Raw genomic sequence first — 13,199 nt, 5'->3', positions numbered from 1 at the left:
GAAAATTTTTAATACCTGTTTTTTTCAAACTTATTCCAAAACATAAAGGCAGTTATAAAGGCCAAAATGGTTAGCGTGAAAATATAATACATCGCACCAATATCACTGTATTGACTGAGCCAATGTACTAAAGGTAGGGTCATACCACCAACAATTGCATAAGACAAATTATAAGAAAATGAAATGCCAGAGAAGCGAACTGGCGCGGGGAACATTTTAACCATACTGCTCGACACCATGCCGACAGTACCTGAGCATAGACCTAACAACATATATAAACCAAAAATGGTTGAATGTGCGGCATGACCTAAACTGTTATAAAAAACTGCCGCTGTAAGTGCCACAGCAAGCGCACCGACCATCATGACTTTGCCACAACCAAAACGGTCAGCAAAATAACCTGCCAAAATACAGCCGACCATTTGCATGATAATGGCTGCACTTTGCATTTCAAAAGTCTGTTCACGATCAAAACCAAATGAACCAATCAACAAATTTGGCATGGCTAAAATCACCACCACTACACAGCCCGTTAAAAACCATGTAAATAACATGCCAATCGCAACGGCTGTTTTATGCGTTTTTAAGACTTGTTTTACAGGCATTTCTTTTGAAATTTCTTTACGTGCCTGCATGGCTTTAAATACAGGTGTTTCTTTTAAATACGTTCTTAAATAAAGTGCAACTAGACCAAAAATACCACCTGCAATAAAAGGTATACGCCAAGCCCAGTCATGGATTTGTGCTTCACTAAAATTCAGTGAAATCCATAAAGACATCAGTGCACCCAGTAAAATTCCTAAAGAAAGCCCAGCGGTGAGTAACCCATTTGCCAGTCCGATTTTTCTCTCAGGGACGTGTTCAGATACAAAGGTCCATGCAGCTGGAATTTCACCCCCAATCGCAATCCCTTGCACCACACGCATAAGCAATAAAAGTAGCGGTGCCAAATATCCGATATTTTCAAAGGTGGGCAAAATCCCGATAAACAGGGTAGGCAGTGCCATCAGCAAAATTGAAAGTGAAAAGAGCTTCTTACGCCCGACCAAGTCACCAAAATGGGCCATGACAACCCCGCCTAAAGGGCGGAAAAAGTAACCTGCTGCAAAAATGCCGTAAGTGTTGAGCATGGCCCAAAACGGACTAAGCGTGCTTGGAAAAAAGAGGTCGGAAATGATTTTTGCGTAAAATACATAAATCACAAAATCGTAAAACTCTAAAGCGCCACCCAATGAAGAAAGGGCGAGGGTTCGTTTATCTTCTTTAGTGAGGTAGTTCGCGTCCTGCAAAGTTAATTCTTGATCCATTTTTTACTTAGTTGTTGTAATTGAAGTTAGGATATTAATGGAAAAGTGAAATAAAAGTAAATGGAGGAAATTTGTTCTATAGGGATGTGTGGATTTTACTTAGTAAGCTAAAAAAGCCTTAAAACAAAAAACGCTTTAGATAAAACAAAAACAGATGTAGGAATGGCTTTTCTTTTGTTTCGTTCAGCGACACAATAAAACTTGTCATAGCCAGATTAATTAGAGATTCAAAGGATGAGTGTGGTTTTACCTGTCGCGAAGCGTGGTGAAGATATTTTAAAACTAATTGCGGCTCCTGTTTCGGCAAATGAGCTAAACAGTAATTGGCTTTATCAACTTGCTGACGCTATGCATGCAACAATGCTTGAACGTAATGGGGTGGGGATTGCAGCACCGCAAGTGTATATCTCTAAACGCGTCATTATTGTGGCATCTCGACCAAATCCACGCTATCCGGATGCACCTGAAATGGATGCTGTGGTTATGGTAAATCCTGAAATTTTAGAGTTCTCAAACGAAGTGTGTTTAGGTGAAGAAGGCTGCTTAAGTGTGCCAGACGAACGTGGACAAGTTGAACGCGCAGAAATGGTTAAGGTGAAATACTTAACACTTCAGGGTGAGACGATTGAAAGCGTTTTTCATGGTTTTCCTGCTCGTATTGTTCAACATGAAATTGATCATTTAAATGGGATCTTGTTTGTAGAAAGAATAAGCTAATCTTCAGTTTAAAGTTTTGAAAAACCTATAATGAGCTTGAAATGGGGAAGTTATAGGAATTACAATACTTATAGCGTGATATTTAAATCATTACAAAAGATATAATTTTAATATTATCAGCAGGTTGTGCTGAAATTTTGCGCGATGTTGTAAATCTCCTCATTTAAGGTTACTGACCATGAAAACCCCTCTCCCAGATTATTTGGCAAATGTTATAGAAGCCTGTGACGTCGATAACAGCGGTCATCTCGCCGATTATATTCCTGAGTTGGCAAATGCAAACCCAAATCGATTAGCTTTAGCAATGTCTACGGTAGATGGTGAAATTTATTCGGTCGGCGATGATGATGTTGAGTTCACCATACAATCGATTTCTAAACCTTTTGTATATGCCTACGTTTTGCAACAACTTGGCATTGATGCAGTACTCGCGAAAGTAGGGGTGGAGCCGTCAGGGGAAGCCTTTAATGAAATTTCATTGGGTAAAGATGGCCGACCAAAAAATCCAATGATTAACTCTGGCGCAATTACTGTACATTCCTTGATTCAGGTCAAACATGGTTTGCACAGCGCAGAAATTCTACGCCGTTTTATGAGCGAGCTTGCAGGCCGCGAATTAAGTTTTGATGAGTCTGTTTATGATTCGGAAGTCAAAACAGCCTACCGTAATCTTTCGATCGGTTATATGTTGCGAACAGTGGGGATTTTAGAAACTGACCCAGTCGATATTGTGAATGGTTACATTCGCCAATGCGCGATTATGGTTACAGTGAAAGATTTGGTACGCATGGGCAGTGTACTTGCCAATGGTGGAGTCGACCCTAAAACTGGAAAGCGCTTATTAAACCGATCTGTGGTTAGACAAGTACTTAGTGTCATGATGAGCTGCGGTATGTATGATGCTGCGGGTGACTGGCTTTCAACTGTAGGTATTCCTGCTAAAAGTGGTGTAGCAGGTGGTATCTTGGGCGTGCTACCTGGTCAGGTCAGTATGGCTGCTTTTTCACCTCGACTAGATGAGCATGGTCATAGTGTTCGAGGTATCGATATTTTAGAACGATTATCTCGTGACATGGGGTTACACCTCATGGAAGGAACACCTTCTGCACAAACCATTGTACAAAGCCATTATCGCACTGGAAAAGATGCATCATTGAGTGTGTATGTGCTGCGTGGTGTGTTGAAGTTTACTGAAGCTGAAATGTTATTGCGTATTTTACAAGACGAGACAATTGATCAAAGCACAATCGTCATTGATTTAACCCAGATTTCACTTATCCACGATGTGGGTAAACGTATGTTTTTAGAAGGCTTAGATCGTTTAATTGATGATGGACATACACTTGTTTTAGTCGATCCAGAACAGCGTCTAGATCATGCGAGAACTGGTAAAGACAGAGAACTTCATGTTTATCACGATTTCGATGATTTGCTCGAAAAGCATGACCTCCCTGCAAAAAAAAAGACTTATAGCGACATCGCGGCACTTCTAAATTGCTGAGGTGTTTTTCCTAGATGTCGCTTAAACATCGCACTGAACGCGCTGGGGTTTGTATACCCCAGTGACTCTGAAATTTGAGAAATAGATTCACCATTCGCGATTTTACTCAAGGCAAGTGCAATATGCATTTGCTGTATCCATGCCCGATAAGATAGCCCGGTTTCTTTCTGGAACATACGCATTAAAGTTCTAGAACTCGTGCCAATATCATCAGCCCAATCTGTTAAATCTTTTGAACTATCAGGCATATGTAATAACTCTTGGCAAATTTTTAAGAGTCTTTTGTCTTTCGGCCACGGTATCTGGATAGGCAATAAATTGGCCCGATGTATTTCTTCAAAAATCAAAATTTGTAAAGAACGGGAAAGCTCTTGAGAGGTTGCTGTATTTGGAGTTTCCTCTCGTTCAATTTCATTTAAACGTATTAAAAGTTCATGCAACAGGTTACTCACCCGAATAATAAAGCAATGTTGTCCCATTAGAGCGGCTGCATTTACTTCAACCAATGCCGTATTTAACTTCACGTGACTCAGTGAAATCACACTGTGCTCTACATGTGCTGGAATCCATAACGCACACATGGGTGGCACAATCCACACATTATTCGGTGTAAACACCTGAATAGTTCCAGTAGATGCATATAAAAACTGCGCACGTGTATGCGTATGGGTAGGGGTGATTTCTCGGTAAGAATGCTCGGAAGATAGCCCAATCACCAGTTCAGACAAATCGGACTGAATAAGAGAATCGGACATAAATTATCCTAGAAATTGTCACTTATACGATAATTATTGGAAGATAACTTTATAAGCGACAATTTACAATAAGCATCTCATTTAAAAATATTGGAGTTTTTCAGGTATGACGTCTTCAATACAATTGAAAGATGGTATTGCCAATACCGTTGCAAATGATCAGCCTCAAGGAATGATTATTAAAATTGTAGGCGCCGTGGCAGTCGCACATTTACTGAATGATTTAATTCAAGCGGTGCTACCAGCTATCTATCCAATGCTAAAAGCAAACTTTTCGCTGAGTTTTGCGGAGGTTGGCCTGATTTCGTTTGTATATCAAATTACAGGTTCTTTGCTACAGCCTTGGATTGGACTTTATACCGATAAACATCCAAAACCGTATCTTCTTCCACTCGGAATGGTCGTCACATTCTGCGGCATTATCTTGTTAGCCTTTTCACCAAGTTTTGCTGTGTTGTTATGTGCATCTGCACTGATTGGAGTCGGGTCCGCAACCTTTCATCCAGAAGCTTCACGGGTAGCACGAATGGCATCGGGCGGGCGCTTCGGTACAGCTCAGTCGACTTTCCAAGTGGGCGGAAACACAGGTACTGCGATTGGCCCATTATTAGCAGCGTTATTAATTGTTCCATTTGGGCAGCATGCAGTTGCGGGTTTGGTGATATTTGCACTTTTAGCAATTTGGGTTTTATTTGGCGTAAGCCGTTGGACCGTGAGTCATGCTAAAAGTCAGGTAGTTGCGCGTGCTACCCAAGCACATACTAAATTGCATGGCCGTAAGCTCATTATCGCCTTGGGCACAATTAGTTTGTTGATGTTTGCCAAATTTACCTACATTGCGAGCATTAGTAACTACTTTACCTTTTACTTAATTCAAAAGTTCCATATCAGCATTCAAACAGCTCAATTACACTTATTTGCCTTTTTGGCAGCTGTGGCTGTAGGTACATTTGCTGGTGGTCCAATTGGCGATAAGATTGGCCGTAAAGCTGTGATTTGGGTTTCATTTGTTGGTATGGCACCCTTTGCATTAATGATGCCGTATGCAAACTTGTTTTGGACAACGGTTTTCTCAATTATTGCTGGTTTGGTGTTGTCGTCTGCTTTTGCAGCGATGGTGGTGTATGCGCAAGAAGCTGTTCCGGGCCGTGTGGGTATGATTGCGGGTTTAATGTTTGGTCTGATGTTTGGGGTAAGTGGTATTGCCGCAGCGGGGCTAGGGCATTTAGCGGATATTAACGGTATTGAATGGGTATTTGGTTTATGCTCATTGTTGCCATTACTTGGTTTTGCAACAGTACTTTTACCAAACACAAAGGTTAAATAAATGAAAAGACTCTCAGTCATATTCAGCTGGGAGTCTTTTTTAGCCAAATATATCTCTAATTAAAAGACTATTTTTGAACACCAAACTTAAATACGGTAACACTGTTATAAGTTTGGTTTGGGTTCAAACGTGTAGACGGGAAAGCCGGTTGATTTGGGCTGTCTGGAAAATGCTGCGTTTCTAATGCTAGCGCGTCTGCTTGTCGGTAGAGTACGCCATTTGCGCCAACAATATTTCCGAGTAAATGATTGGCTGTATACATTTGGACACTTGGTTCAGTGGTTAAGACTTGCATGGTCCGTTTAGATTTTGGGTCAACCACAATCGCTGCAAGATTGAGTTTCCCTTGAGACTTTTGATTAATTACCCAAGTTTGATCATAGCCATATCCATAGGCGAGTTGCTGATTATTCGCTCGAATATCTTTTACGATTGCTTTAGGCTTCCGAAAGTCAAAAGGCGTACCTGTAACTGAAGCAATTTCACCTGTTGGTAAAGAGTTTTGATCGGTTACTAATATACGGTCTGCATTGAGTTGTACTACATGATCGAGCACACCATAAGGATTATTGCCAGCGCCTGATAAGTTGAAATAACTATGATTGGTAAGGTTGACGACTGTCGGTTGATCAGTTTTGGCTTTATATTCAATCTTGAATTCATTTTGATCTGAAAGACTGTAGATTACTTCTACATCTAATTTTCCGGGAAAACCTTGATCACCATTTGGACTGGTTAACTTCAGAGAAGCTTTAACGGTTTCACCTTGAGAGACGAGGGGTTTAACTTGCCAAACACGTTTATCAAAACCAGGATTGCCGCTATGTAATGAGTTCGGGCCATTATTTTTTTCGAGGTTATACGTTTTTCCATCTAAGCTAAATTTAGCATTACCAATCCGGTTCGCATAACGACCAATTAATCCGCCAAAATGAATGCCTTCCTTGGTATCAGTGACTTCATAGCCTTTTAAGTCATCAAAGCCCAAAACAATATTATTTTGTTTGCCTTGTGCATCGGGAGTCAAAATCTGGGTAATTACACCACCGAAACTAATAAAAGATACCGAGACTCCTTTGTTATTGCTCATGGTATAGAGTTCAACTTTTTGACCGTCTTGAGTCGTGCCATATGGCTTTACATTTAAGGTTGCTGCATTTGCCAGTTGTGCAAAGCTGTAAATCGTAACACCTAAAATTGCTAGTTTTTTCATGCTTATGCTCTATTTTTTAATAGTTAGATTGCATGAATATAAGATTGATTTTTCGTCTTTTTAAAGAGTTTTTTATTATATATAGTGTTAATGATGATTAGCGCTGTTAACTCTAACTATTGAACAAACTGGTCCTAGTCCTATTAATAAAACTCAGCGGTAAGCTATTTTTATGACTCATTCTGTCTCAGTTTTAAAATTTTCGCTTGGTCTTAATGGCTTGTCATTTGACATAGACAACCAACGCATCCAACTCGAACAGGTCTTGGGTTTTGTTGATTCAAGAAGTATTAGTCATGGTGTAATTGATGAACTTGCTATCGAAAAGATGATTTATTTCATTGAAGAAATCATCGAGTCAAAGCCACTCAGAAATTTAAAGATAAGTGGTGTAGCCATTACCTCTGATACTGCCATGACACAACTTAGTGAGTTATTTTTTAGCGCTAAAAAACAAATCAGCCGTCTCGAGCTTGAGCATGGATTTAATGATTTTATAGAGCGTTTGAGCTACTACACAAGCCAAGTGGCTCCAGATCAGCTTTATATTTTTACCTACTTTATATTTGTTCGAGAGATGATGCATCACTTAAGAGTTGAGGAAATTCAAATCGTTTAACAATTCTCTTGCTCAATTTAAAATCTATTGTTAATAAATTTTTTTATTATTTGTGTAATAAATCTTTGGTAATCCTATAAAAAGTCAAGAGTAATTTGATCAGTTATAATTAGTTTTTTAAAATTTAAAAGATCAGTATTTTTTCCACTGATATATAAGTCACCCTTAATTGAAACAGTTTTTTTATTTGCATGGGCTTTTACTGCTTCAAGATAATCAGAATTTTCAAGACGTAACTTTATACTTCTTATTTTTCCATCATGTTTGAATTTTATAGTAACTGTTCCATAATTTTCATTAGGCTGTTGTTTTAAATTTATAACAGTGCCTATAACTGTATAATTCTCTATAGAATTTTGGCCTTTAAGAAAATCAGTGGCTATTTTCATATATTGAATCGAAGATGAGTTGAAAAGATGTGTACTAGTAACTTTAGTTTTTCTGGACTTTATAGAAATTTCAATATCATAGTTTTCATTTTTACCACTCATTCCTATTAAAGAGTCACATAAGTTAGCACTAACACCATTTGAAACTGACTCTTGGAAAAAGCTAATCTTTTGTTTATTTTTATATTTTATTAAGGCAGTATTTAACGCACGAAGTGTATGATCAAAATTTTCACTAATATTACTAGTTAGATCGTTTTCGATTGGTTCTAAATGATTTTCTATATCAGATTGATGAGGTGCTAAAACATTTACAATATAGCTACCGTGTTCAGTTTGGCCAAATTTAAGAGAATTGTAATAGTTCTCAAAAGCCACGGGAATTGGGCTTGTGTAGAAACTTCTTTTAGTTGCAGTTGAATGAAGTATGGAAATTATTAGATTTTTTACTTTTTCGAAAAGTAATACACCATCCTGCAAATTTATAAAGCCTTCTTTTAGATCTTCACCAATTAAACGGACTTTTAAAATATCATAATTATAATACTCTATTTCTTGGGTAATCAGTGATATATCACGATTTTCAAATTCAGATAAAGTATTTAATAATTCATACAAACGTTGTTTATAGCCGAGTACGGTTATATCTAATGGTTGTACAATTTCATAATCATAGAATTTTTTCTCAGGTCTGTGCCAAATCTGAAAATTGTTAGATTTAACTTTAGTAGATATTATCCATTTTTTAGAGTCTAAATAAGCAGTTAAGCAATCAAGACTGAAAGAGCTAAAGTCTATTTCTTTAATCATGATTGGCTCCAATGCTTTTACCATTACTGGCACTTTCTAGTAATTCTAACATAGTTGCAGATGTTAGTTTTTGGGTGCGTGGAATAAGTAGTGTTACGCTTTTTTTATTATTTTTTTCAGGGTGGTTAAGTAATGAATAATAATAACAACAATGTTTTATTGTTGAAAAATCCTCTAAATGAATTAGCCAATCTATGCAGTTTTTAGGGACTATTACAACAAATAAATATCTAGGGGTAACTATATTATTTCCTCTAAGATCATTATAATTTTTTATAGGAAGAACAAATTTTAAATTATCTTTATCACCCTCATCATTTGCTGTACATTTTAATTGTATATCTATTTGGGGATTACGGAATATACCTGAAAAGTTTTTACCTCTTATTATTAAGTCAATACTGTCATCATCAACAGAAATAGAGTCAATTCTTAATCCAGATTGAGCTGATATTGCTGAAACAAAAGCTTTACTAAACTGCTCCTTCTTTTGATTTTCATCCATTTCCATAAGTAACTTTAATATATAATTTTTTCTTGATTTTAGATTAAAATAAAATCATTGTCACTATCAATATTTATATATTAAAGCCTCTACATTTTAGAGGCTTTAATATTGTTACTTAAGCTTAAACAATCGAATCATCTAAATTCGGTCCTAACCAGCGTTTTGCTTCATCCAGTGTCCAACCTTTACGTTTTGCATAATCTTCAAGTTGGTCTTGAGAGATTTTACCTACGTTAAAGTATTCACTTTGTGGATGAGAATAATAGAAACCACTTACCGAAGATGGCGGCATCATTGCAAAGTGTTCAGTCAGTTTAGTACCAATTTTGTCGGTAGAACCTAACCAGTCAAACAATACTGCTTTTTCAGAGTGCTCAGGGCAAGCAGGGTAACCTGGTGCAGGGCGAATACCGACATATTTCTCTTTAATCAGTTCTTCATTACTAAGCTGTTCATCAGCTTTATAACCCCAGAACTCTTTACGAATGCGTTCATGTAAGTGTTCGGCAAAAGCTTCTGCAAAACGGTCGGCTAGTGACTGAACTAAAATTGCAGAGTAATCATCACCTTTGGCTTTGTATTCATTTGCCAATTCTTCTGAACCAAAAATCGATACAGTGAATCCGCCTAAGTAGTCCTGCTGCTCGCGGTCATTACGAATGTAATCTGCCAAAGACAAGTTTGGTTTACCTGTCACTTTGTCAGATTGCTGGCGTAAGTGCTCAAAAGTATGCGTAACATTTTGCCCCGCTTCATCAAATACGCTCACTGTGTCTGCATCAGTGCGCTGAGCAGGGAACATACCGAATACGGCACGAGCATCAAAACGGTTATTGTCGATAATATCTTTCAACATTGCTTGAGCTTGGTTGTACAAGTCAGTTGCAGCTTCACCAACCACTTCATCTTCTAAAATTTTCGGGAATTTACCTGCCAAGCTCCATGAAATAAAGAATGGTGTCCAGTCAAAATAATCCACGAGTGTTGCAAGCGGATAATTCTTTAAAACTTGTGTTCCTAAAAGATTTGGTTTTGGTGGCACGTAGCTTTCATCAATTTTAAAACCATTTTCAACCGACTCTTTATAAGTCAGTTTGGCCGCTTTTGGTTGTTTGTTGGCTAAACGTTCACGAATTTTGGCATATTCAGCACGGTGTTCTTCAATAAATGCACCTCGCATGTCTTTAGAAAGCAAGGTTGTAGCAACACCTACAGCACGTGAAGCATCGGCAACATAAATTACTGCATCATTCTGATACTGAGGATCAATTTTTACTGCCGTATGCGCTTTAGAAGTAGTCGCGCCACCAATCAATAAAGGAATGTTAAAGCCTTTGCGTTGCATTTCTTTCGCAACAAATACCATTTCATCTAAAGATGGAGTGATCAGCCCAGACAAGCCGATGATGTCACATTTTTCATCAATTGCAGTTTGTAAGATCTTCTCGCAAGGGACCATCACACCAAGGTCAACAATGTCATAACCATTACAGCCAAGTACTACGCCAACAATATTCTTACCAATATCGTGTACGTCACCCTTAACAGTTGCCATCAGGACTTTACCTTTAGATTGTCCTTCAGCCTTTTCAGCTTCAATGTACGGGTTGAGCCATGCTACAGCTTGTTTCATTACACGGGCAGATTTTACAACCTGTGGTAAGAACATTTTGCCTGAACCGAACAAGTCACCAACCACGTTCATACCGTCCATCAGCGGCCCTTCAATCACATCCAAAGGACGTTTTGATTTTAAGCGAGCTTCTTCGGTGTCTTGGTCAATATAAGTCGTAATACCTTTAACTAGTGCATATTCAAGACGTTTTTCAACCGACTCATTACGCCATTCAAGGTTCTCAGCTTCTTTAGCTGCGCCACCTTGTCCACGGTATTTTTCTGCTACTTCAAGCAGTTTCTCAGTCGCAGCTTGACCTGATTCACCTTGGTTTTGGTTTAAGATAACATCTTCAACTGCTTCTTTTAGCTCGGCTGGAATATCATCATAAATTGCCATTTGCCCAGCGTTCACAATACCCATGGTCATGCCTTGCTTAATGGCATGGTACAAGAACACCGAGTGAATGGCTTCACGAACTGGTTCATTACCACGGAACGAGAACGAAACGTTCGATACACCACCAGAAATCATGGCATGTGGTAAGTTTTGTTTAATCCAACCTGTTGCCTCAATAAAATCGACCGCATAGTTGTTGTGTTCTTCAATACCAGTTGCCACTGCGAACACGTTCGGGTCAAAAATAATATCTTCAGCAGGGAAGCCCACTTCATTCACTAGAATATCGTATGAACGCTTACAGATTTCGCGTTTACGTTCAGCAGTGTCAGCCTGTCCAGCTTCATCAAATGCCATTACAATAATTGCGGCACCATATTGACGGCAGAGGCGGGCTTTTTCGACAAACTCGTCATAACCTTCTTTTAAGGAAATGGAGTTAACAACTGGTTTACCTTGTACGCATTTTAAGCCAGCTTCAATGATTTCCCATTTGGATGAGTCAATCATGATTGGCACACGTGAAATATCAGGTTCTGATGCTACAAGGTTTAAGAAATGCACCATCGCATTTTGCGAATCGAGCATCCCTTCATCCATGTTAATGTCGATAATTTGCGCGCCAGCTTCCACTTGTTGCTGTGCAACTTCTAAAGCTTCTGCAAAGTTTTCTTCACGAATAAGACGTAAGAATTTTTTAGAACCGGTAACGTTAGTACGTTCACCAACGTTTACAAAGAGAGAGTCATCATAAATATTAAATGGCTCTAAACCACTTAGGCGACAAGCAGGTACGGTTTCAGGTACTTGGCGAGGCGCAATGTCTTTAACTGCATTAGCAATAGCGCGAATATGGTCTGGTGTCGTACCACAGCAACCACCAGTAATATTAATTAAACCGCTTTCAGCAAATTCTTTTAAGAAAGCTGCAGTTTGCTCAGGTGTTTCGTCATATCCACCAAATGCGTTTGGTAAGCCTGCATTGGGGTGTGCTGAAACGAAAGTATCTGCGACATCGGAAATGGTTTTTACGTGAGGACGCATGGCATCTGCACCAAGGGCACAGTTAAAACCAATTGAAAGCAAATCACCATGGCGCACAGAGTTCCAGAAAGCTTCTGCAGTCTGACCCGTTAAAGTACGACCTGATGCATCGGTAATTGTCCCTGAAATCATAATTGGTAATTCACGACCAATTTGTTTAAAGACTTCTTTGACTGCAAAAATCGCTGCTTTACAGTTTAATGTATCAAATACGGTTTCAATCAAAATGATATCTACACCGCCTTCAATCAGTGCATGAGTCGCTTCAATGTAGTTTTCTTTTAACTCATCAAAGGTAATGTTACGAAAAGCAGGGTCATTTACATTCGGTGAAATTGAACAAGTACGCGATGTAGGCCCAAGTACACCAGCAACAAAACGTGGTTTTTCTGGAGTTGAATACTTTTCACAAGCTGCTTTGGCTAAACGTGCTGCTTCACGGTTAATCTCTGGAACAAGATCTTCCATGTGATAGTCAGACATTGAAACACGCGTGCCATTAAAGCTGTTGGTTTCAATAATATCCGCACCAGCATCAAGATAAGCTTCATGAATGCCTTGAATAATTTGAGGTTGTGTCAAAACTAAAAGGTCATTATTACCCTTTAAGTCATGTGCCCAATCGGCAAAACGCTCACCACGGTAGTCGGCTTCTTCTAATTTATGGCGCTGGATCATGGTTCCCATAGCACCATCAATAATCAGAATGCGTTTAGCAAGAAGCGCTTTTAGGGTGGCAAGCGTAGACATAGAAAACCCCGATCTTTTATATGAATTTAAAAATGCGGCGCTATTGTAACAGAATAGCAGCACAAATGATGACCTACGAAGGTCATGAGACAATAAGTAAAAAAATAATAAAGAGCGTGTTTTATGACAAAAACGAAAGAATTTTCATGAAATATTCATCAAATGATCATGATATTGAAATATTTCATGCTCAATATGCCGAAATATTACAGTTGTTCTGTATGAAAAATAGACATATAGGCCAT

General features: G+C 38.6%; 10 protein-coding genes. 4 read left to right on the top strand and 6 right to left on the bottom strand.

From position 1 onward, the window contains the following. Positions 1–8: 8 nt before the first annotated feature. Positions 9–1,307, bottom strand: coding sequence for an MFS transporter (locus J576_RS05635; protein WP_002054392.1), 1,299 nt, complete (start codon positions 1,305–1,307; stop codon positions 9–11). A gap of 234 nt (positions 1,308–1,541) precedes the next feature. Between J576_RS05635 and def the strand changes: the two genes are divergently transcribed. Further along, positions 1,542–2,024 (top strand): peptide deformylase, encoded by a 483-nt coding sequence (gene def / locus J576_RS05630; protein WP_004710118.1) that lies wholly within the window; start codon positions 1,542–1,544, stop codon positions 2,022–2,024. A gap of 178 nt (positions 2,025–2,202) precedes the next feature. After that, positions 2,203–3,525 carry a glutaminase gene (locus J576_RS05625; RefSeq protein ID WP_002054468.1) on the top strand — a complete coding sequence of 441 codons (1,323 nt, stop codon included), beginning with the start codon at positions 2,203–2,205 and terminating at the stop codon, positions 3,523–3,525. Here the strand turns inward: J576_RS05625 and J576_RS05620 are convergent. After that, positions 3,492–4,280, bottom strand: coding sequence for an AraC family transcriptional regulator (locus tag J576_RS05620; protein ID WP_002054435.1), 789 nt, complete (start codon positions 4,278–4,280; stop codon positions 3,492–3,494). The genes J576_RS05625 and J576_RS05620 overlap by 34 nt on opposite strands. Positions 4,281–4,386: 106 nt before the next feature. Between J576_RS05620 and J576_RS05615 the strand changes: the two genes are divergently transcribed. Then, positions 4,387–5,607: an MFS transporter gene (locus J576_RS05615; protein ID WP_002054391.1), complete on the top strand. Its 1,221-nt coding sequence runs from the start codon at positions 4,387–4,389 to the stop codon at positions 5,605–5,607. Positions 5,608–5,674: 67 nt separating this feature from the next. Here the strand turns inward: J576_RS05615 and J576_RS05610 are convergent, their stop codons facing one another. After that, positions 5,675–6,820 carry an aldose epimerase family protein gene (locus J576_RS05610; protein ID WP_002054373.1) on the bottom strand — a complete coding sequence of 382 codons (1,146 nt, stop codon included), beginning with the start codon at positions 6,818–6,820 and terminating at the stop codon, positions 5,675–5,677. A gap of 172 nt (positions 6,821–6,992) precedes the next feature. Here J576_RS05610 and J576_RS05605 point away from each other — a divergent pair, with 172 nt between their 5' ends. Continuing rightward, entirely contained in the window at positions 6,993–7,439 is a 447-nt protein-coding gene (locus J576_RS05605; RefSeq protein WP_002054366.1) for a hypothetical protein, read from the top strand. Positions 7,440–7,513: 74 nt separating this feature from the next. Here the strand turns inward: J576_RS05605 and J576_RS05600 are convergent, their stop codons facing one another. The 3 genes from J576_RS05600 to metH all read right to left on the bottom strand — a co-directional run bounded on the left by J576_RS05600 (position 7,514) and on the right by metH (position 12,954). Beyond that, entirely contained in the window at positions 7,514–8,638 is a 1,125-nt protein-coding gene (locus tag J576_RS05600) for a hypothetical protein (RefSeq protein WP_002054346.1), read from the bottom strand. Beyond that, positions 8,631–9,149: a DUF4365 domain-containing protein gene (locus tag J576_RS05595; RefSeq protein WP_002054345.1), complete on the bottom strand. Its 519-nt coding sequence runs from the start codon at positions 9,147–9,149 to the stop codon at positions 8,631–8,633. The genes J576_RS05600 and J576_RS05595 overlap by 8 nt, the downstream gene beginning before the upstream one ends. Positions 9,150–9,267: 118 nt before the next feature. Next, positions 9,268–12,954, bottom strand: coding sequence for a methionine synthase (metH, locus tag J576_RS05590; protein ID WP_002054362.1), 3,687 nt, complete (start codon positions 12,952–12,954; stop codon positions 9,268–9,270). Positions 12,955–13,199: the final 245 nt, after the last annotated feature.

The organism is Acinetobacter sp. 766875, assembly GCF_000582055.1.
Classification (GTDB): Bacteria; Pseudomonadota; Gammaproteobacteria; order Pseudomonadales; family Moraxellaceae; genus Acinetobacter; species Acinetobacter nosocomialis.
Note: the sequence above shows the minus strand (reverse complement) of the source record. Positions and strands in the feature narration are given on the sequence as shown.